Source organism: Vibrio anguillarum (genome assembly GCF_003390515.1).
In the GTDB taxonomy this organism is placed as follows: Bacteria; Pseudomonadota; Gammaproteobacteria; order Enterobacterales; family Vibrionaceae; genus Vibrio; species Vibrio anguillarum.
This window is the reverse complement of sequence record NZ_CP031479.1, coordinates 263,095-281,910: the sequence shown is the minus strand read 5'-3', so window position 1 is coordinate 281,910 and position 18,816 is coordinate 263,095. Positions and strand designations below refer to the sequence as shown.

The 18,816-nt window shown below is 45.5% G+C and carries 24 protein-coding genes; 8 read left to right on the top strand and 16 right to left on the bottom strand.

The window, feature by feature from the left end; genetic code table 11:
- Positions 1–13: 13 nt before the first annotated feature.
- From ptsN to DD616_RS05310, 9 genes are read right to left on the bottom strand one after another with little or no spacing between them, the layout of a single operon-like run.
- Positions 14–460, bottom strand: coding sequence for a PTS IIA-like nitrogen regulatory protein PtsN (gene ptsN, locus DD616_RS05350; protein ID WP_013855968.1), 447 nt, complete (start codon positions 458–460; stop codon positions 14–16).
- Positions 461–462: 2 nt separating this feature from the next.
- Positions 463–750 carry a ribosome hibernation promoting factor gene (gene hpf / locus DD616_RS05345; protein ID WP_013855969.1) on the bottom strand — a complete coding sequence of 96 codons (288 nt, stop codon included), beginning with the start codon at positions 748–750 and terminating at the stop codon, positions 463–465.
- A gap of 25 nt (positions 751–775) precedes the next feature.
- Positions 776–2,236, bottom strand: a complete 1,461-nt coding sequence (locus tag DD616_RS05340) for an RNA polymerase factor sigma-54 (protein ID WP_069212112.1) — start codon at positions 2,234–2,236, stop codon at positions 776–778.
- A gap of 51 nt (positions 2,237–2,287) precedes the next feature.
- Positions 2,288–3,013, bottom strand: a complete 726-nt coding sequence (lptB, locus tag DD616_RS05335) for an LPS export ABC transporter ATP-binding protein (RefSeq protein ID WP_013855971.1) — start codon at positions 3,011–3,013, stop codon at positions 2,288–2,290.
- A gap of 2 nt (positions 3,014–3,015) precedes the next feature.
- The gene (lptA, locus tag DD616_RS05330; RefSeq protein WP_013855972.1) at positions 3,016–3,516 is read right to left on the bottom strand and encodes a lipopolysaccharide transport periplasmic protein LptA; all 501 of its coding nucleotides are present in this window, start codon (positions 3,514–3,516) and stop codon (positions 3,016–3,018) included.
- Complete coding sequence (lptC, locus tag DD616_RS05325) at positions 3,497–4,060, bottom strand: LPS export ABC transporter periplasmic protein LptC (protein WP_208872035.1); 564 nt, start codon at positions 4,058–4,060, stop codon at positions 3,497–3,499. The genes lptA and lptC overlap by 20 nt, the downstream gene beginning before the upstream one ends.
- A complete protein-coding gene (gene kdsC, locus DD616_RS05320) occupies positions 4,057–4,614 on the bottom strand; it encodes a 3-deoxy-manno-octulosonate-8-phosphatase KdsC (RefSeq protein ID WP_094124238.1) in 558 nt (185 codons plus the stop codon). The genes lptC and kdsC overlap by 4 nt, the downstream gene beginning before the upstream one ends.
- The gene (kdsD, locus tag DD616_RS05315) at positions 4,611–5,585 is read right to left on the bottom strand and encodes an arabinose-5-phosphate isomerase KdsD (protein WP_013855975.1); all 975 of its coding nucleotides are present in this window, start codon (positions 5,583–5,585) and stop codon (positions 4,611–4,613) included. Before kdsD ends, kdsC begins: the two co-directional genes overlap by 4 nt.
- A gap of 19 nt (positions 5,586–5,604) precedes the next feature.
- Positions 5,605–6,570 (bottom strand): calcium/sodium antiporter, encoded by a 966-nt coding sequence (locus tag DD616_RS05310; protein WP_017043395.1) that lies wholly within the window; start codon positions 6,568–6,570, stop codon positions 5,605–5,607.
- A gap of 271 nt (positions 6,571–6,841) precedes the next feature.
- On the opposite strand from DD616_RS05310, the gene mlaF reads away from it, so the two are divergent.
- The 8 genes from mlaF to DD616_RS05270 all read left to right on the top strand — a co-directional run bounded on the left by mlaF (position 6,842) and on the right by DD616_RS05270 (position 12,264).
- Positions 6,842–7,639 carry a phospholipid ABC transporter ATP-binding protein MlaF gene (gene mlaF / locus DD616_RS05305; RefSeq protein WP_026029128.1) on the top strand — a complete coding sequence of 266 codons (798 nt, stop codon included), beginning with the start codon at positions 6,842–6,844 and terminating at the stop codon, positions 7,637–7,639.
- Complete coding sequence (gene mlaE, locus DD616_RS05300; RefSeq protein ID WP_013855979.1) at positions 7,636–8,427, top strand: lipid asymmetry maintenance ABC transporter permease subunit MlaE; 792 nt, start codon at positions 7,636–7,638, stop codon at positions 8,425–8,427. Before mlaF ends, mlaE begins: the two co-directional genes overlap by 4 nt.
- 2 nt (positions 8,428–8,429) lie before the next feature.
- Positions 8,430–8,921, top strand: a complete 492-nt coding sequence (gene mlaD, locus DD616_RS05295; RefSeq protein WP_010318826.1) for an outer membrane lipid asymmetry maintenance protein MlaD — start codon at positions 8,430–8,432, stop codon at positions 8,919–8,921.
- Between the two features lie 20 nt (positions 8,922–8,941).
- Entirely contained in the window at positions 8,942–9,580 is a 639-nt protein-coding gene (gene mlaC / locus DD616_RS05290) for a phospholipid-binding protein MlaC (RefSeq protein WP_029190030.1), read from the top strand.
- Positions 9,577–9,885: an STAS domain-containing protein gene (locus tag DD616_RS05285; RefSeq protein WP_010318828.1), complete on the top strand. Its 309-nt coding sequence runs from the start codon at positions 9,577–9,579 to the stop codon at positions 9,883–9,885. The genes mlaC and DD616_RS05285 overlap by 4 nt, the downstream gene beginning before the upstream one ends.
- 13 nt (positions 9,886–9,898) lie before the next feature.
- Positions 9,899–10,153: a BolA family iron metabolism protein IbaG gene (gene ibaG / locus DD616_RS05280; RefSeq protein WP_013855981.1), complete on the top strand. Its 255-nt coding sequence runs from the start codon at positions 9,899–9,901 to the stop codon at positions 10,151–10,153.
- Between the two features lie 9 nt (positions 10,154–10,162).
- Positions 10,163–11,428 (top strand): UDP-N-acetylglucosamine 1-carboxyvinyltransferase, encoded by a 1,266-nt coding sequence (murA, locus tag DD616_RS05275; protein ID WP_026029130.1) that lies wholly within the window; start codon positions 10,163–10,165, stop codon positions 11,426–11,428.
- An 89-nt stretch (positions 11,429–11,517) separates the two neighbouring features.
- Positions 11,518–12,264: a 1-acylglycerol-3-phosphate O-acyltransferase gene (locus DD616_RS05270; protein ID WP_013855983.1), complete on the top strand. Its 747-nt coding sequence runs from the start codon at positions 11,518–11,520 to the stop codon at positions 12,262–12,264.
- An 8-nt stretch (positions 12,265–12,272) separates the two neighbouring features.
- Here DD616_RS05270 and DD616_RS05265 read toward each other — a convergent pair whose 3' ends face one another.
- The 7 genes from DD616_RS05265 to DD616_RS05235 all read right to left on the bottom strand — a co-directional run bounded on the left by DD616_RS05265 (position 12,273) and on the right by DD616_RS05235 (position 18,712).
- The gene (locus tag DD616_RS05265; protein ID WP_017047037.1) at positions 12,273–13,220 is read right to left on the bottom strand and encodes a sensor histidine kinase; all 948 of its coding nucleotides are present in this window, start codon (positions 13,218–13,220) and stop codon (positions 12,273–12,275) included.
- A complete protein-coding gene (locus tag DD616_RS05260) occupies positions 13,213–13,764 on the bottom strand; it encodes a heme NO-binding domain-containing protein (RefSeq protein WP_013855985.1) in 552 nt (183 codons plus the stop codon). The genes DD616_RS05265 and DD616_RS05260 overlap by 8 nt, the downstream gene beginning before the upstream one ends.
- Before the next feature lie 190 nt (positions 13,765–13,954).
- Positions 13,955–14,344, bottom strand: a complete 390-nt coding sequence (locus tag DD616_RS05255; RefSeq protein WP_013855986.1) for a RidA family protein — start codon at positions 14,342–14,344, stop codon at positions 13,955–13,957.
- Between the two features lie 120 nt (positions 14,345–14,464).
- Positions 14,465–14,932, bottom strand: coding sequence for an aspartate carbamoyltransferase regulatory subunit (pyrI, locus tag DD616_RS05250; RefSeq protein WP_010318833.1), 468 nt, complete (start codon positions 14,930–14,932; stop codon positions 14,465–14,467).
- A 16-nt stretch (positions 14,933–14,948) separates the two neighbouring features.
- The gene (gene pyrB, locus DD616_RS05245) at positions 14,949–15,878 is read right to left on the bottom strand and encodes an aspartate carbamoyltransferase (RefSeq protein WP_088732868.1); all 930 of its coding nucleotides are present in this window, start codon (positions 15,876–15,878) and stop codon (positions 14,949–14,951) included.
- A 336-nt stretch (positions 15,879–16,214) separates the two neighbouring features.
- Entirely contained in the window at positions 16,215–17,219 is a 1,005-nt protein-coding gene (gene argF / locus DD616_RS05240) for an ornithine carbamoyltransferase (protein ID WP_013855990.1), read from the bottom strand.
- Between the two features lie 116 nt (positions 17,220–17,335).
- On the bottom strand, positions 17,336–18,712 hold the full coding sequence (locus DD616_RS05235; RefSeq protein ID WP_026027812.1) for a PhoH family protein: 1,377 nt from the start codon (positions 18,710–18,712) through the stop codon (positions 17,336–17,338).
- Positions 18,713–18,816: the final 104 nt, after the last annotated feature.

The window sequence follows — 18,816 nt, the reverse complement described above, 5'->3', positions numbered from 1 at the left end:
TTCGGCTCGGTGGTTATTGGTTAGTCATGATGTCGTACAGCTCTTGATCGCTTTGTGCACTTCGAAGCTGTTTTAAAACTTGTTTGTCATTGAGGCGCTCGGCCATACAAGCGAGCGTTTTTAAATGCTCTTTGCACTGCTCTTCAGGAACGAGCAACGCAAACAGTAGATCGACAGGTCGATTATCAATGGCATCAAACTCAATCGGTTCTTCACACTGCAGCAAAACGGCAATGGCACGATCACTGTTGGTCATTCTTGCATGAGGAATGGCGATGCCATTACCAATACCAGTACTGCCCATTTTTTCTCGGCTGAGCATGCATTCAAACAGCTCGGTGGAATTTTGACCTGAATACTCAGCAGCGATTTCGCTAATGATTTCTAGGGCTCTTTTTTTACTGGTGCATTGGACCGCACTTTTCGTGCAGTCCAATGAGAGTACTTCGCTTAATTGCATGATTAATGACTACTTAGCTTTTCTTTATGCTTGTTGAGTTGTCTTACGAGTTTATCCACTAAACTGTCAATGGCAGCATACATATTTTCATTGTCGGCCACGGCGTGGATATCACCTTGATTTATGTGGAGCGTAGCTTCAGCGATCTGTTGTACTTTTTCAACACGTAAAACAACCTGTACGTTATTGATATGGTCAAAAAATCGCTCAAGTTTTTGAAACTTTGAGTTTACATAGTCTTGCATTGAATCGGTCAGATCAATGTGATGGGCATTAATGTTGATTTGCATAGACTTTCCTTCTCTGTTTTGTGCCTTACAGTAGGCGTTTGCGCTGACTCGATGGAGCAATGCCCAACGATTCACGGTATTTAGCTATCGTCCGTCTAGCTACCTGAATCCCTTGGTCAGCCAGTAGATCTGCAATTTTACTGTCACTTAATGGTTTGGCTGTATTTTCAGCGGCCACCAGTTTTTTAATCAGTGCTCGTATTGCAGTCGATGAACACTCTCCCCCGCTGTCGGTACTGACATGGCTGGAGAAGAAGTATTTCAATTCGAAAATACCACGCGGAGTATGCATGTACTTCTGCGTTGTCACCCTTGATATGGTGGATTCATGCATTTCTACCGCTAAAGCAACGTCATTGAGTACCATTGGCTTCATCGCCTCTTCACCATACTCAAAGAAATCACGTTGATGTTCAACAATACACTTGGCAACTTTGAGCAGTGTCTCGTTTCTACTTTCTAAACTCTTAATTAGCCATTTTGCTTCTTGCAAATTGCTGCGAATGTAGTTGCTATCGGCACTGTTACCTTTGCCTAATGCTGCATATTGTTGATTTATCTTAAGTTTTGGTACGCTATCTGGGTTTATTGTTACCACCCATTTGCCGTGATCTTTGTAAACAGACACGTCAGGCACAACGTATTCGGCGTGCTCGGTTGAAATATTATTTCCCGGTCTTGGGTCAAGTTGTTGAATGAGCTGCAATACCTCTCGCAGATCTTCTTCTTTTAACTTGGTTTCTTTGATGATCAACTTGTAGTCACGATTGCCGAGCAGATCAATATGTTGGATCAGCAGCTGTTTAGCTTCTTCTAACCAAGGGGTACTGGCAGGGTAGGTCGCTAATTGTAAAAGCAGGCAGTCTTGAAGGTTGACTGAAGCCACACCGAGGGGATCAAACTGCTGAACACGTTTACGAACGGCTTCAATTTCATCAAGCTCGATATTTTCATCGGCAAAGCTTTCTAAAATATCATCCAAAGAAACGGTGAGATAACCGTAGTCATCGATGGCGTCAATCAAGGCAAGAGCAATGCTGCGGTCGGTGTCGCTAAACGGTGTGAGATCTAATTGCCACAGTAGATAATCTTGCAGGGTTTGCGTTGTTTCACCTTGGTACACGGGCATGTCATCATCAAGGGCGATCCCTGTGCTGCCTGTGTTCGCGCTGTAGACATCATCCCATGTGGTGTCGATCTCAAGCTCGCTGCTGATTTCGGATTTTTCAATTAAGTCAGAGCTGTCTTGTGGCTCAATATCTAACACCTCAGCACTGGTTTCTTTCTCCTCATTGATGCTATGAACATCGGCGGTGGCATTCTCTTCATAGGCCTCTTCAACATCCAATAATGGATTAGACTCTAGAGCCTCTTGGATCTCTTGCTGGAGTTCCAATGTGGAGAGTTGCAACAAACGAATGGCTTGTTGTAACTGCGGTGTCATCGCTAATTGTTGGCCGAGCTTCAGTTGTAATGAGGGTTTCATTCAGTGCCAGTTACCTTATTATTTTTAGAATTGATGTCACTCTCTACTTAATCATAGACGGAATTGTTCACCGAGATAAACTTGTTTTACCTCTTCATTATTGAGCACGTCATGTGGTGTACCTTCTGCGATCAAACGACCCTGGCTTACAATATAGGCTTTTTCACAGACGTCCAATGTTTCTCGAACGTTGTGGTCTGTGATTAAAACGCCTAAGCCACGATCTCGCAGGTGTTGGATGATCTTTTTAATGTCGATAACGGAAATGGGGTCGACCCCTGCAAAGGGTTCATCAAGCAAAATAAATTGTGGGTTTGCGGCAAGAGCGCGGGCAATTTCAACTCGGCGACGTTCACCACCCGATAGCGCCATTCCCGCACTATGGCGGATATGTTGAATGTGAAATTCTTCTAGTAGATCTTCGAGTTTATCTTGGCGCTCTTCACGGGTCATCGATTCACGGGTTTCAAGTACCGCCATGATGTTATCTTCGACCGATAATTTTCGAAAAATAGACGCTTCTTGAGGTAAGTAGCCGATCCCTAAGCGTGAGCGACTGTGCATAGGTAAAATGCTGATGTCGTGATCATCAATGCTGATCTTACCTTCATCACGAGCGACAAGGCCGACGATCATGTAAAACGATGTGGTTTTTCCTGCGCCGTTAGGGCCGAGTAAGCCAACAATCTGCCCCGATTCTACTTGCAAGCTGACGTCAGAGACGACTTTGCGTTTTTTATAGCTTTTCGCTAAATGTTCTGCTTTAAGTATGGCCATAATTATTCTTGTGTCGTAGTGGCTTGCGGTTGAAGCACGGTCGATACTCGCTCGTTGGAGTTACCATCAGCCATCAGCTTCTGTGACGAAATTTTGTAGCGAATTTTCGTACCACGGATGATGCTATCATCTTGTGACAACATGGCTTGATCGATCATCGTCAACTGATCATCGGCCAATTTGTAATAGAGCTCTTTCGCCTCACCATACAAGGTTTTGCCATCATCGGTTAATTGCGAAAAAGTGGCGAGGTTGCCATATCCTTCAATTTCTTGAATGGAGCCATCTTTTGCATCACGGGTTACAATCACTTTGTCGGCGTTGATACTGATACTGCCTTGTTTGAGTTTGACATCACCAAGGAAAGTCACTTTGTTGCTTTTCATATCGAGCTGTTGGCTGTCAGAATCGATGTAAACTGGTTGAGCATTATCGGTGGACAATGCCAATGCGTGACCAGAAATCGCTAAACAAGCAATAAGACTAAGGTGTGAAAGTTTCATATCTACCTTGTACATGGTTATAAAGAATAGCGGTATTGTCGGCAAAGTTGCCTTTCATCGCTTGTCCTTGTGTTTCGAATTGTGGCCCAACCAAATCGACCTGATTATCGGCCCAAAAATCGCGATTATTGAGTTGAATGCTCATCTTAATGGTTGAAAGCGTATCAAAACCAGAATCTGCTAATAGGTTTTTTGCCAGTACGTCGTCATACAGTGTGAGTACTTGCTCTTCATCGAGTACGCCGCGTTTAGCGGTAATCTCCCACTCTTGCAAAATACCATCACGGAAGACTTTGAGTATCGGGTACTCGAAAATGGTGTCGCCACTTTTTGCGTAATGATCCAGATGCGTCGATTGAATGATGTAGCTGCGGATACCTTGCTCGTTATAGGTGGTGTTGTCGAGATTTTTTCCACTAAACGACGGTAACTCCAAGTTCGGAGCAACTTGTATATCGGTATTTTGTTCTTTATCGAACAAGTAATAGGCTGACCACGATGCGATAAAAATCAGTATCACATAGAGGACACGAGATAAACTCATACACTTAAGCCTTTGTGCACATCTAACTCACCGCGAGCTTGCAAAATCAAATCACACACTTCGCGTACAGCGCCATGCCCACCTTTTATATGGGTCACGTAGTTTGCGCGTTTAACTAATAGCGGGTGACCATCCGCGACACAGACTTTCAGCGCGACTTTTTCCATTACTGGCCAATCAATCAAGTCATCACCGATATACCCTGTGTGTTCTGGGGCAATATTGAGCTGGCGACAAATGTCGTTATAGGCTTTGACCTTGTCATCCTGACCTTGATAAACCAGTGTAATGCCTAATACGGCCATACGGTTTTCGACAATTTTTGACTGCCTACCTGTAATGATCGCCACTTCAATGCCAGCATTCATCAATGATTTTATGCCGTAGCCATCTCGAGTGTGGAAGGTTTTTAGCTCTTCGCCTTGATTGCCCATATAAACTAAGCCATCAGAGAAGACGCCATCCACATCGCAGATCAGCAGTTTTATCTGCTTAGCTATGTCGAGAATAGGCAGTGAGACCGGGCCGTAGAGTGTATCAATCATGGTCATCACATCACTCCTGCTTTGAGCAAATCGTGCATGTTTAATGCACCGACCAATGTGCCATTTTCGCACAGCATCAAGCCATTGATTCGTTTATCTTGCATTAGGTTTAACCCTTCGACCGCGAGCATGTTAGGGTTTGCTACCGTTGGGTTTTGCGTCATCACCTCGCTGATTGCCGCGCTGTGAATATCGATTCGTTTGTCTAAGATGCGGCGTAAATCGCCATCAGTAAAGATGCCAATAAGTTGCATGTTGCTGTCAACTACCGCGGTCATCCCCAAGCCTTTTTGACTGATCTCAAGTAAGGCATCGCGGATCAATGCATTTGGTTGCACTGTTGGTAATGCATCGCCAATGTGCATGATATCAGAGAGCTTGAGCAACAATTTTCGACCTAAAGCCCCACCGGGATGAGACAGCGCAAAATCTTCAGCGGTAAAGCCGCGTGCTTGCAAGAGTGCGACGGCTAACGCATCGCCCATCACTAGCGTTGCGGTGGTGCTGGAGGTTGGCGCAAGGCCAAGCGGGCATGCCTCTTGTGGGACAGTGATTTGCAAATGAAGATCGGCCAACTTTGCCATATTCGATGACGGGTTGCCTGTCATGCTGATGATGCGAATATTGAGCCGTTTTAGCACAGTAAACAGTGATAAAATTTCCGAGGATTCGCCAGAGTTTGAAATAGCAATTACGATGTCGCCACGCTCGATCATACCAAGATCACCGTGCGCCGCTTCTCCTGGATGTACGAAAAATGCCGAAGTGCCAGTACTGGCTAAGGTCGCGGCAATTTTTTTACCGATATGGCCTGATTTACCCATACCCATCACCACCACTTTGCCGTGATCATTGGCAATGATCATTTCACACGCTTGGCAAAATGAGTCGTCAAAGTATTGCTCTAGCTGCTGTAAAGCCGCCATTTCGGTGGCGAGAACTTGCTGTGCAACACTGCGATAATCAAACTGATTCGACATTCGATACTCCGAGTTTGGGTTAAGCGGTCATATTCATAAGTAGATAAGCTTGGTATCCGATAAAAGCGAGGAAGAGCACGCCTCCCTCAATGCGGTTAATACTACGCGATTTCCCTAAAGCCATGGCAACCAGTAGAAGAGATACGCCAAGCATTACCCAAAAATCGCGTCCCATCGCATGCTCACTGAGTATCGATGGATTAAGAATGCCGGGTAAGCCCATCACGGCAAGAATATTGAATACGTTCGAGCCAATAATGTTGCCCACAGCCATATCATCTTCGCCTTTCAACACACTTGTGAGTGAGGCGGCCAACTCTGGCAAGCTGGTCCCAACAGCGATGATCGTCAGGCCAATTACCAAGTCGCTCATGCCAAAAAACTTAGCGATAATGACGGCGTTATCGACTAACACGCTGGCAGCAATCGGCAGAATGATAAGCCCAATCACTACCCAAATAGCCGCTTTTGCGTTGCTCACGCCCTGCGGTATTTCAGATTCCTGCTCGGTAAGCAGCGCGTCACCATGTTTTTGCTCGTTACGGCTAATGCGGAGCATCGCGATGATAAACACGGCGAAAAGTGCAAACAGCAACACACCTTCATAGAATCCTAAGTGGTTATCCCACAATAACGCACCAGCAAGTAGTGTGACCGCAATCATCAGCGGCAGTTCACGGCGGAGTACCGCAGAACTGACGGAAAGCGGTTTGATGAGTGCTGTAATACCCAAGATCAAAGCAATGTTAGCGATGTTAGAACCGAGCACGTTACCGACGGCAGTATCGGTTTTCCCATCCAAAGCGGCCGTTGCCGATACCATCATCTCTGGTGCTGATGATCCCATTGCTAAAATAGTCATGCCGATCACTAATGGCGAGATGCCGAAGTTGCGAGCAAGCGCGGCAGAACCAAAGACTAACTTGTCAGCGCTCCAGACTAAAAACACCAAACCTACAATGAGAAACGCTACCGCTTCGATCATGATGATACCTAATTAATGAAATGAGTGAAAAAATGATGCAATTAACCGCTAATTTTGACGTGTTGGTTGCGAAAAGGGAAGCTGAAGATCCAATTAATTACGTTCAATTCATGGTTTAGTTAGCTATCCATCAATAAATGACCGGAAGATTGTTTTGGCGAAAGATGATGCTTTACTTTAGGATGTAATTGAACAGTGCTTTTAATTTTAGAACGTTATGCTTATGATTGCCCATCATTTTGGGGCGGACAACAATAGTGAAACACTCATGATGCCAATCAACGATCTTGTCACAATCAAGAATTTAACCTTCTCCCGTTCAGGACGGAAGATTTTCGATGACGTGAGTCTCAGCGTTCCGCAAGGAAAAATTACCGCCATTATGGGGCCATCGGGTATTGGTAAAACCACTTTGCTACGTCTTATTGGCGGACAACTGTTTCCTGAACAAGGTGAGATTTGGTTCGACAAACAAAACATCCCGATGCTCAGTCGCAAAAAGCTGTATCAAGCTCGTAAAAAAATGAGCATGTTGTTTCAGTCGGGCGCGTTATTTACCGATTTAAATGTGTTCGATAATGTGGCTTTCCCTTTACGTGAACACACTCAATTAGATGAATCGCTGATTAAGACATTAGTTTTACTAAAATTAGAAGCGGTTGGTCTGCGCGGTGCCGCCTTGCTCATGCCGAGCGAATTATCCGGTGGCATGGCAAGAAGGGCTGCATTAGCGCGCGCGATTGCGCTGGATCCGGAACTGATCATGTATGATGAGCCGTTTGTGGGGCAAGACCCGATCACCATGGGCGTGCTGGTGGAATTGATCCGCAATTTGAATCAAGCTTTAGGGGTGACCTCGATAGTGGTCTCTCATGATGTTCCTGAAGTGATGAGCATTGCCGATTGGGTTTATTTGCTGGCTGACGGCAAAGTGATTGCCAAAGGAACGCCAAACGATCTTTACCAAAATAGCGATCCTCGCGTACAACAATTTTTACAAGGCGAGGCTGATGGCCCTGTACCATTTCGCTTTCCAGCGCAAAGCCTAGAAAAGGATTTATTCTCATGATGTCTACATTGACAGACTGGATTGAAGGGCTCGGTCGCCGTACGCTCGAATTTTGCCAAGCCTTTGGCAAAGCGAGCTTGATGCTGTTTGGCGCATTAGTGAGCCGCCCACGGCCTATTCAGAATTTTCCATTGTTAGTGAAGCAGCTCTACAGTGTTGGTGTTCAGTCGCTGGCGATTATTGTCGTTTCTGGCTTGTTCATTGGCATGGTGTTGAGCCTGCAAGGCTATGTGATTTTGGTCGATTACGGCGCGGAAGGTAGCCTTGGGCAGATGGTCGCGCTCTCTTTATTGCGTGAACTTGGCCCCGTGGTGACTGCGCTACTGTTTGCTGGGCGTGCTGGTTCTGCACTTACCGCTGAGATCGGCCTGATGAAAGCCACCGAGCAACTTTCCAGTTTAGAGATGATGGCTGTTGATCCGCTCAAACGTATTATCGCTCCTCGCTTTTGGGCTGGGTTAATATCAATGCCGTTGCTAGCGATGATTTTTATGGCGGTCGGCATTTGGGGAGGGCAGCTTGTTGGCGTGGATTGGAAAGGGATTGATCACGGCAGTTTTTGGTCTGCGATGCAGTCATCGGTAGAGCTAGGGCAAGATATTGGCAACAGTATGATCAAGTGCGTGATGTTTGCCATCACAGTGACTTGGATTGCACTGTTTAACGGTTACGATGCTATTCCAACCTCGGAAGGTATTAGCCGTGCCACCACAAGAACCGTAGTGCATTCGTCTTTAGCTGTATTAGGGCTAGACTTTGTACTCACCGCATTGATGTTTGGGAATTAATCATGCAGCAAACACGAAAAATAGAACTTTGGGTCGGTAGCTTTGTCCTTGCTGGAATTTGCGCAATTCTGGTGATGATTTTTCAGGTCGCTGACGTAAAAGGGTTGGGTTCCAACCATACTTACCAATTGAAAGCTGAATTTGACAATATCGGTAGTTTAAAAGTGCGCTCGCCAGTCAAAGTGGGTGGTGTAGTCGTTGGGCGAGTGGCCGAGATTAAACTCGATAGAGAGAGCTTGCTGCCAGTGGTTACTATGGCTATTAACAGTCAATATGATCAATTTCCAGAAACGTCGAGTGTGCAAATTCTAACTTCTGGATTGATTGGCGAGCAGTACATTGGGCTTGTGCCCGGGTTTGTCTTTGAAGATGAACAGATGTTAAAAGAGGGTGATTTAATTGAAGACACAAAATCCGCCCTCGTATTAGAAGATTTGATTGGCCAAGTGCTGTATAGCGTCGGTGGTGGCTCACAAGAAAAAGGTAAGGAGTGACAACAGTGTTTATAAAAACAGTGTTTAAACGGACGTTGATTTTTGTATTTACCCTCGTTGCCGCTATGTTTGTGCAAGCGGCCAATGTGGATAAAACCCAGCCCTATACCATGATGAAGCAGGTGTCTGAAACGGCATTTACTCGTTTGAAAGCCGAACAAGAAGCGATTCACCACCATCCTGAATATTTGAAAGAAATCGTGGAACAGGAGCTGATGCCTTACGTCAATGAGCAGTATGCGGCACTGAAGTTATTGGGCCCAAACTTAAAAGGGGCCAAACGTGAAGATGTCGCCACATTCATCACCGCATTTCGTGCTTATCTTGTCAGTGCATACGCGCAAGTATTGACTCAATACAGTAACCAAATTATTGAGTTCGAGCCTGAACAGGCGGTGTCGGATGATAAACGCATTACCAGCGTGAAGGTGGATATTATTGATACGCCACGACCGAACATCAAACTTGAGTTTAAATTGCGTAAAGAGAAAAATGGCGAATGGCAAGTCTTTGATATGATTGCAGAAGGAGTGAGTTTGCTCTCCAGTAAGCAATCTGAATGGAGCGGTAAAATTCGCCAAGATGGCATCTTAGCGGTTGCCAATGAACTGCAACAATTGGCGGATCAGCCGATCCGTTTTGAAGGTAAAGCGCAATGATTCATCCGCAGTGGCATCAAACTGATATGCCGATTGCGGCTTTGTCGGGCGCATTAGACAGAGAGCATGTACCTGATTTATGGGCGTTTATCCAAAAATGGAACCCGGTGAGTACACAGTTTGAGATTGAACTGAAAAACGTTGAACGCATAGACTCTGCCGGAATGGTGATGTTAATCCACCTAATAGAGCATGCAAAAAAACGAAACTGTCATATAATGCTCAGTTTCGTGCCAGAGCAACTGCGCACACTATTCCAATTGAGCAACATTGATCGTTTAATGGCTCAACATATAAAGAATTAAGCAGGGGAACATTGTGGATAGCGCAAAAGTACAACAGTTATTAGAACAAGCACTAAACCTTGAAGAGATCCACGTCAAAGGTGAAGGTAGCCACTATGAAGTTATCGCTGTTGATGCTTGTTTTGCAGGGATGAGTCGCGTTAAAAAACAACAACTTATTTATGCTCCACTGATGGAGTACATTCAAAGAAACGACATTCATGCCCTTTCTATTAAAGCGTTCACACCAACAGAGTGGGCTCGTGATAAAAAGTTGATGTCGCTGTAAGGTTTATTGATGGAAAAGTTTCGAGTTATTGGGTCAACACAACCTCTTCAAGGTGAAGTGACCATTTCAGGTGCCAAAAACGCTGCACTGCCTATTTTATTTGCGTCTATTTTGGCCTCTGAGCCAGTAGAAGTGGCCAATGTGCCACACCTTCGCGATATTGATACCACAATGGAACTGCTCAAACGTTTAGGCGCTAAAGTCGAACGTAATGGCTCAGTTCATGTCGATCCTAGTCAAATTGATGAATATTGCGCGCCGTATGATTTAGTCAAAACCATGCGTGCTTCTATTTGGGCTCTCGGTCCATTAGTGGCTCGTTTTGGTTATGGCCAAGTTTCGCTACCTGGAGGCTGTGCCATTGGCGCTCGTCCTGTCGATCTGCATATTCACGGTTTAGAGCAGCTTGGTGCCACCATCACCTTAGAAGATGGCTACGTGAAAGCCAGTGTCGAAGGTCGTCTACAAGGTGCACACATCGTCATGGATAAAGTGAGCGTGGGTGCCACCATTACCATTATGTGCGCCGCAACCCTTGCCGAAGGCACAACCGTGCTCGACAACGCTGCGCGTGAGCCTGAAATTGTCGATACCGCACTGTTTTTGAATAAGCTGGGTGCAAAAGTGTCCGGTGCAGGCACCGATACCATTACCATTGAAGGTGTTGAACGTTTGGGTGGTGGTAAACACGCTGTTGTGGCTGATCGCATTGAAACGGGCACGTTTTTAGTCGCGGCGGCTGTTTCTCGCGGAAAAATTGTTTGCCACAACACTCACTCGCATTTGTTAGAGGCCGTGTTAGCAAAACTGGAAGAAGCGGGCGCTGAGATTGAAACGGGTGAGGGCTGGATAAGCCTTGATATGACCGGAAAAGAGCTTAAAGCGGTTTCGATTCGCACTGCGCCTCATCCTGGCTTTCCAACCGATATGCAAGCACAATTTACCCTACTCAATATGATGGCAAAAGGTGGTGGCAAGATCACTGAAACCATCTTTGAAAACCGTTTTATGCACGTTCCTGAACTGATGCGTATGGGAGCAAAAGCGGAGATTGAAGGGAATACAGTGATTTGTGGTGATGTGGAATCGTTGAGTGGCGCGCAGGTGATGGCGACCGATCTACGTGCCTCAGCCAGCCTAGTGATTGCCGGTTGTATCGCAAAAGGTGAAACCATCGTCGATCGTATCTACCATATCGATCGCGGTTACGAAAGAATTGAAGATAAACTGTCGGCTCTTGGCGCTAATATTGAGCGCATTCAAGTCAGCAGTTAAACTCTCGCTCATGCAATGGAGCCGAAATCTCTGGGTTTCGGCTTTTTTATCCTTGCTCATTTTTTATCTTTGTTCCATGGAGAACTGAAATGATTGCTCTTTTGCGTCTATTGGCAGTCGCACTGTTTGCCATTGTGATGTTTGTTTTTGGATGTGGCTACTGTTTACTTAGCCCACGCAATCCCAAACATGTATTTACGTTTGGGCGTTTATTCGCCCGCATGTCAAAATTGATGGGTATTAAATTAGAACTGCGTATCCCAGAAGATGCTTATCAACGCGGCCAGCACATTTACATTGCGAATCATCAAAATAACTGGGATCTGTGTACTGTTGCTGCGGCTGTAACGCCGAAAGTCGTGACAGTAGGGAAAAAAAGTTTAGTTTGGACACCTGTGTTTGGTCAGTTGTATTGGTTAGCAGGGAATATTTTAATTGATAGATCCAATCGCAACAAAGCCAAAGGCACCATTGATCAAGTTGTCGATAGCATAAAAACCAGTGATGTGTCTGTGTGGATGTTTCCAGAAGGTACTCGCTCGCGTGGCCGTGGCATGTTGCCCTTTAAAATGGGTGCATTTCATGCGGCAATTGGCGCAGGTGTACCGATTATCCCCATCGTTTGCAGCTCAACTAATGATATTAAGCTTAACCGTTGGGACAATGGTCATGTGATTGTTGAGATGCTGCCACCGATCAGTATTGAAGGATATGGAAAAGAAAATTTACGGGAATTAGCGACATTATGCCGTGAGCAGATGATGGCCAAATTAGCGCAGCTGGATGAAGAGGTCGCGATGCTTGATGGTAAGAAAGTCACATCACGCAGTCAGTAACCGCTTTACTAAATGGTGGGAAAAAGAAGTATGAAGGTGGTGCCTTGTCCCACTTCAGATTCGACCTGCATTTTCCCACCATGCTTTTCAACAATACTGTATGAAATCGATAAACCCAAACCCGTCCCTACGCCGACAGGTTTGGTGGTGAAGAAAGGATCAAACACCTTGTTGATGATGTCTTGATTCATGCCATGCCCATTATCTGCCACTGTCACCCTCACCCAGCGTTTCCCTTTTTCGACCACAGAATCTGTGCTAATCGTTAACTTTCCTTGTGCTTCGCAAGCGTGAGAGGCGTTAATAAATAGGTTCATAAACACTTGTTGTAGCTCTGCTGATATCCCATTGATTTTCGGCAAAGCCTCATCCAATCGCTGCTCGACCTCCATCGTATATTTAAATTGGTTCCAGACCATGTGTAGTGTTGATTCAATACACGAATTTAACTCACACTCGACAAATCGGCCATCACTGGAGTGAGAAACGCTTTGTAGGCTAGTGACAATGTCTTTTACGCGGAGCAATCCACCCGAAGTCTCTTGAAGCATGTCAGTTAAATCACTTTCGACAAAACCAATATCATGGCGTTGATAATAATCTTGATAATTGCGGTAGAAATCCGTGTTAGCAATTTCGGCTTTGTGCTGGGCTACCAAAGCGACAATTCCTATATAGGCGTGAGAGTAATCACGCAGCGTATTTAAATTACTCAGACAAAAACCGATTGGGTTATTGATCTCGTGAGCAACGCCAGCCGCCAACAGACCGACGGAGGCCATTTTTTCTGATTGTACAAGCTGTGCTTGCGCGCTATGAAGTTGATCTAGAGTCTCTTGCAGCTCTAAAATTTTATCGTAGAGCTCGCGGCTTTTTTCTTGCAGTAACCGCTCTGCCAGCAAACGAGCCTGACGCTCACGCTCATAAATGCGTTGGTATTGCTCTATTTCACTCATGTTTACCCTTAAAGGTGACAACAATTTCACAAAATGAAGCACCATGATGCATGCATTGGGGCTGCTCGATTTCGACTTCTTCACCAAATTGTTCTGAAGCGCCGATGATGAGTCCTTCTGCCGCAGCGCACAATTTTCTTTTCGAGGTGTAATACATGGTTAATCGATCGCCCTCGCTTTTACATTGAAATTGCGGCAAATAGGCATCGGGGTAGAGCCGCTTCACTTCTTTATGGATCACTTGATCGACCGAAATCAAAAACTCTAATAAGTTGTTTTTATTTGGGTAATTTTCAGGAAGGCTGTTGTACAGGCGAGAAAATAGGTATTGCCCATAAAGCCGGACTAAATCATCGGTGGGGATGTTTTTCTGCTCGCTCAAATAAGCCACCATTGCAAGCAGTTCGTCATCGGAGTATTGCTCTCCAGCGGTGTAGATGCCTTGAGAGCTAGGTTTTAAATCCTCGAGCATTTGATCCCAAAACAGTGCGCCAAATTTTTCGATGACTAAATCAGAAAGAACGGTATAGATAATCCCTTGCATCTCACTACCTCGAACGGTTCAAAAGTATGATAAGTGTTGGTGACTAACCCTAAAGTAGCAAGTGTGAGGTGTAAAAATTGATTTTTTGGATTAAACAAAAACCTCGAACGGGGTTCGAGGTTTGAAAAAGCACATTCACGTCAGAGTGGCATGCTGGTGGTGCTTACACTGTGCTGATTATGAGCAATGCTTACTTACGTACCGCAATCGCTTCAATTTCAATACCCACATCTTTAGGTAAGCGAGCGACTTCTACGCATGAACGCGCAGGGTAGTTTGCCACGTTATGCTCATCAAAAAACTTACCGTAGACTTCATTCACCGTGCCAAAATCATTCAGATCTTTAACAAATACAGTCATTTTTACGATGTCAGAAACCGTTAAGCCAGAAGACTCCACCACGGCTTTTACGTTGTCGAGAGATTGACGAGCCTGCACTGCGATATCTGCTGACACTTCGCCGGTGACTGGGTTGACTGGAATTTGCCCTGAAGTTAGCACCATATTGCCAAGATCGACACCTTGTACATAAGGGCCAATTGCGGCAGGAGCGGATTCGGTATGAAGTACTTTAGTCATGATTGTGTTCCATCTGTTTTTATGGGAAGGGTAGGCGTCAGTTTGCCTTTAAAGAAACGGCAGGTAAAGTGCAAAATGCCCCACTAAAGTGAGGCATCGATAGACTTAAATGGGGTTATATTATGACTCGCGTTCGGTCACAATCTCACGTGAGTAAACTTTCTCACAATACTTACATTTCAAACGAATATCGTTTTTCTTTTCGAAAACCTTAAAGCTGCTTTCGACTGGTTCATTGTGGGAAATACAGTTGCTGTTTGGGCAGGCAAAAACATCATTGATCTGCTCAGGCAGTGTCAACGCTAGCTTTTTCACCACTTGGTAGTTTTCGATTTGGTTGACAGTCGCATGCGGTGCATAAAGTGCTAATTTATTGGCTTGGGCTTCATTAATGAACACATTTTCAATCTTCAGCAGATCTTTTGCGCCCAGCGCGGAAGAGGGTAAATTTAAGCCAATCGTGACACGTTGATGAGAATTGTGCATATCGAATAACTTTAATACTTTAATACCGATTTGCGCAGGAATGTGGTCGATAACCGTGCCGTTTTTAATTGCTTCAACCTGCAATTGAGTCTCTTTAGTCATGGTTGGGGCTCCTTTATTACAGGGTTTCGTTTAACACAAGCGCCAGCAAAGCTTCACGGGCGTAGACCCCGTTTTCTGCTTGTTGGAAGAAGTAAGCGTGCTTCGTTTTGTCCACATCAACGGTGATTTCATCCACGCGCGGAAGCGGATGCAGCACTTTTAAGTTATCGCGCGCACCTTCAAGCATGGCGGCTGTCAAAATGTACGCCGATTTAATGTGCGCGTACTCTGATTCATCAAAGCGCTCTTTTTGGACGCGCGTCATATACAGAATATCTAACTGTGGAATAACGCTTTCCATATCGGTGTGCAGGCTGTATTCAATACCTGCATCATCTAACTCTTCGCAAATATAGTCAGGCATTGCTAGCGCATCCGGCGCAACAAAGAAAAAGCGAATGTGGTTAAATTTAGCCAAAGCTTGAGTTAAAGAATGGACGGTACGGCCATATTTCAAGTCGCCAACAAAGGCAATATTAATGCTATCTAAGCGGCCTTGTGTTTCGGCAATGGTGAACAAATCAAGCAGTGTTTGGGTTGGGTGCTGGTTAGCACCGTCGCCAGCGTTAATCACAGGAACGCCGTTTGAAAATTCAGAGGCTAAACGTGCTGCGCCTTCTTGGGGGTGGCGCATCACAAACGCATCCACATAAGAGGAGATCACTTGTACTGAATCGGCCAATGTTTCGCCTTTTTTCGCCAGTGACGTATTGCCACCATTATCAAAGCCAATCACGCTGCCGCCGATGCGTTGAATAGCGGTTTCAAAAGACAAACGAGTACGAGTCGACGGCTCAAAAAAGCAGCTTGCCACTACTTTGTGCTTAATCAGCTCTGGTTTTGGTTCCGCTTTGAGTTGGCCTGCGGTTTTCACAATCAATTCCAGCTCATCACGAGAGAGCTCCGGAATCGAAATAATGTGCTTTTGATAAAGCGAATTCACCATGGTCGTCTTCCCTATAATTTTCTAGTAGCCATAAAAAAGCCCCCCAATAGGGAGGCTTTAAAAATCAAGAGAGGGGAAAAATAACGCGCCCAGTAAGTCAGCACGCTGACCTACATTGAATCGAATTGCGTTGTAGATGTGAATAACAACGTCCGTTTTCATAGCTACCCCTCAGACAAATTGCTGGGAATTATACGCTTTCGTTGTGTGAGCGCAAGCGATTACCTCACAATCCTCTTCATCATTGGCACTGTCGCTGCGTTAGCTGCTTTCACTCACCCAAATCACTTACTCATGTAAGTTCATCGGGCTTCGATCCATTGTTACCTTGTTTTTTTAAGCGCCGAGAGTCGCGACCATCACAGCTTTGATGGTGTGCATGCGGTTTTCAGCTTCATCAAACACAATCGAATATTCAGACTCAAACACCTCTTCGGTGACTTCCAAACCTTTCATACCATATTTTTCCGCCACCTCTTTGCCTACGGTGGTTTCGTCGTTATGAAACGCAGGCAAGCAGTGCATAAATTTTACCTGTGGATTACCAGTTTGCTTAATCACATTCATATTGATTTGGTAAGGCGTCATTAAGGCCACGCGTTCATCCCATGCATCGGCTGATTCGCCCATAGAAACCCAAACGTCGGTATAGAGAAAATCGCATCCTTGCACGCCTTCTTGTACATTTTCAGTGAGCGTGATTTTGGCTCCCGTCTGCTTGGCAATTTCTTGGCAAGTGGTGACAAGTGACGCTTCTGGCCAAAACTGTTTGGGTGCGACGAGGCGAATATCCATGCCCATTTTTGCTGCGCCCACCATCAGTGAATTGCCCATGTTATTGCGTGCATCGCCTAGATAAGCCAGTGACACTTGGTGCAACTGTTTACCACGGCCATGCTCAATCATTGTTAAAAAGTCAGCTAAAATCTGTGTTGGGTGGAACTCGTTGGTGAGCCCGTTCCATACAGGAACGCCAGCATGTGCGCCAAGCTCTTCGACAATTTCTTGTCCAAAACCGCGATATTGGATGCCATCGTACATTCTTCCGAGTACGCGCGCGGTGTCTTTCATCGACTCTTTATGACCAATTTGCGACCCTGATGGCCCGATGTAAGAGACTTGAGCGCCTTGATCAAACGCGGCCACTTCAAATGCACATCGCGTCCGTGTTGAGGCTTTCTCAAAAATCAGCGCAATATTTTTACCCGCTAATCTTTTCTGTTCTGATCCGGCGTATTTCGCTTTTTTGAGATCAGCAGAGAGATCGAGCAGAAATTGGATCTCTTTCGGCGTGAAATCGAGCAGTTTGAGAAAGTTGCGGTTGCGTAAATTGAAAGCCATATCCCAGTCCTAAACGGTGAATGATGAATGGCCTTAGTAAAACATATAAATGCTAAATTTGTGAATAATTATTTTAAAATAAAGGCGAGATATTAATAATATCTCGTCTAATGTGACTATAAATTCTCTTCAGCGAATTCGGCCAAGCGGCTGCGAACAACGCCGTTTAAGTGAATGTTGGCGCTGCCTTCAAAGTTTTTAAAGCGCTCAACCATGTAGGTCAAACCCGAGGTCACCGGGGTTAAGTAGTGGGAATCAATCTGCGCTAAGTTACCAGAACAGACAATTTTAGTGCCCTCACCACAGCGCGTGATGATAGTTTTGATTTGAGAAGCGGTTAAATTTTGACACTCATCGAGTAGCACAAAGGCATTTTGGATTGAGCGCCCACGCATAAAGTTGATCGATTTAAACTGGATATTGGCTTTATCGCAGATGTATTTGAGTGAACCTTCGGTGCAGTGATCGTTTTTGTGCAAGGCTTCCAATGTATCCGTAACCGCCGCCAGCCACGGCATCATTTTCTCTTCCTCTGTTCCGGGTAAGAAGCCGATCGATTCTCCGATATCTGGCGTGTTACGGGTGACGATAATCTTATCGAACATCTTCTTCTCAATGGTTTGTTCAAGAGCGGCGGCCATAGCGAGCAGCGTTTTCCCGCTACCAGCGGCTCCGGTTAAAATCACCAAATCAATGCTTGGATCAAGCAAGGCATCAAGTGCCATCGCTTGGTAGATATTTTTCGGGGTGATGTCCCACGCTTTGCGGTGCATCATTCTCTCGCGGCCAATATCAAGCAGCGTAATTTTTTCTGCGTTGATTTCATGCACGCGCGCCGAAAAATCGCTCTCTTCATCAATGACATATTGATTAATAAAGGTCGGATCAAACGGCGCTTTATCTAACGTATGGAAGGCTTTTCCGCCGACGGTTCTACTCTCAACTTCATCGACGTTGTTCCAAAAATTTCCTTCACGAACTTGGAAGCCTTTGGTCAGGTACTGCACATCATCAATCAATTGGTCAGTGCGGTAATCTTCAACATAGCGCACGCCTGCACCTTTAGCGCGCAATCGCATGTTGATGTCTTTGGTGATGAGAACCACAGAACGTGGCGCTCGTTTCGCCTGCAGGTAAAGTACAGCGTTGAGGATACGGTTGTCGCCGGCTTTGTCAGCAAAGGCTTTGACGGTTTCTTGCAACTCAAAGTCGGCAAGGATCGAGATAGTTCCCGTCTTGCTGGCCTCTTTAGAAAATGGAATACCTTCGGTAATTTCGTCTGGGGTGGCATCGTGGAATAAGTGCTCTAAAGCACGAATCGCGACCCGCGCATCTCGTGCAACATCGCGTTTGCTGTCTTTGATCCGGTCAAGTTCTTCAAGAACGGTCATCGGAATGACCACGTCATGCTCTTGGAAGGAGTAAATGGCTAAAGGTTCATGAAGCAGGATGTTGGTATCAAGTACAAACAGTTTCCGATCGGTATCGCCCATAAGCGTCTCCTTGCTGCTGTGCAGCGTGCTTAACAAAAGATGCCAGCAAGTAGAGGTTATCGATCAATGGATGCCGGTAGTGACTCGATTGCTCGATGACTTAC

What these genes read in the sequence shown, in the direction of transcription:
- lptA (WP_013855972.1), bottom strand. Translation starts at nt 3,516, where the DNA reads ATGAAACTTTCACACCTTAGTCTTATTGCTTGTTTAGCGATTTCTGGT.
- hpf (WP_013855969.1), bottom strand. Translation starts at nt 750, where the DNA reads ATGCAAATCAACATTAATGCCCATCACATTGATCTGACCGATTCAATG.
- ptsN (WP_013855968.1), bottom strand. Translation starts at nt 460, where the DNA reads ATGCAATTAAGCGAAGTACTCTCATTGGACTGCACGAAAAGTGCGGTC.
- pyrI (WP_010318833.1), bottom strand. Translation starts at nt 14,932, where the DNA reads ATGACTAAAGAGACTCAATTGCAGGTTGAAGCAATTAAAAACGGCACG.
- DD616_RS05265 (WP_017047037.1), bottom strand. Translation starts at nt 13,220, where the DNA reads ATGAGTGAAATAGAGCAATACCAACGCATTTATGAGCGTGAGCGTCAG.
- mlaE (WP_013855979.1), top strand. Translation starts at nt 7,636, where the DNA reads ATGATGTCTACATTGACAGACTGGATTGAAGGGCTCGGTCGCCGTACG.
- lptC (WP_208872035.1), bottom strand. Translation starts at nt 4,060, where the DNA reads ATGAGTTTATCTCGTGTCCTCTATGTGATACTGATTTTTATCGCATCG.
- DD616_RS05255 (WP_013855986.1), bottom strand. Translation starts at nt 14,344, where the DNA reads ATGACTAAAGTACTTCATACCGAATCCGCTCCTGCCGCAATTGGCCCT.
- DD616_RS05260 (WP_013855985.1), bottom strand. Translation starts at nt 13,764, where the DNA reads ATGCAAGGGATTATCTATACCGTTCTTTCTGATTTAGTCATCGAAAAA.
- DD616_RS05310 (WP_017043395.1), bottom strand. Translation starts at nt 6,570, where the DNA reads ATGATCGAAGCGGTAGCGTTTCTCATTGTAGGTTTGGTGTTTTTAGTC.
- murA (WP_026029130.1), top strand. Translation starts at nt 10,163, where the DNA reads ATGGAAAAGTTTCGAGTTATTGGGTCAACACAACCTCTTCAAGGTGAA.
- DD616_RS05270 (WP_013855983.1), top strand. Translation starts at nt 11,518, where the DNA reads ATGATTGCTCTTTTGCGTCTATTGGCAGTCGCACTGTTTGCCATTGTG.
- mlaD (WP_010318826.1), top strand. Translation starts at nt 8,430, where the DNA reads ATGCAGCAAACACGAAAAATAGAACTTTGGGTCGGTAGCTTTGTCCTT.
- DD616_RS05235 (WP_026027812.1), bottom strand. Translation starts at nt 18,712, where the DNA reads ATGGGCGATACCGATCGGAAACTGTTTGTACTTGATACCAACATCCTG.
- pyrB (WP_088732868.1), bottom strand. Translation starts at nt 15,878, where the DNA reads ATGGTGAATTCGCTTTATCAAAAGCACATTATTTCGATTCCGGAGCTC.
- mlaF (WP_026029128.1), top strand. Translation starts at nt 6,842, where the DNA reads ATGCCAATCAACGATCTTGTCACAATCAAGAATTTAACCTTCTCCCGT.
- DD616_RS05285 (WP_010318828.1), top strand. Translation starts at nt 9,577, where the DNA reads ATGATTCATCCGCAGTGGCATCAAACTGATATGCCGATTGCGGCTTTG.
- argF (WP_013855990.1), bottom strand. Translation starts at nt 17,219, where the DNA reads ATGGCTTTCAATTTACGCAACCGCAACTTTCTCAAACTGCTCGATTTC.
- DD616_RS05340 (WP_069212112.1), bottom strand. Translation starts at nt 2,236, where the DNA reads ATGAAACCCTCATTACAACTGAAGCTCGGCCAACAATTAGCGATGACA.
- lptB (WP_013855971.1), bottom strand. Translation starts at nt 3,013, where the DNA reads ATGGCCATACTTAAAGCAGAACATTTAGCGAAAAGCTATAAAAAACGC.
- kdsD (WP_013855975.1), bottom strand. Translation starts at nt 5,585, where the DNA reads ATGTCGAATCAGTTTGATTATCGCAGTGTTGCACAGCAAGTTCTCGCC.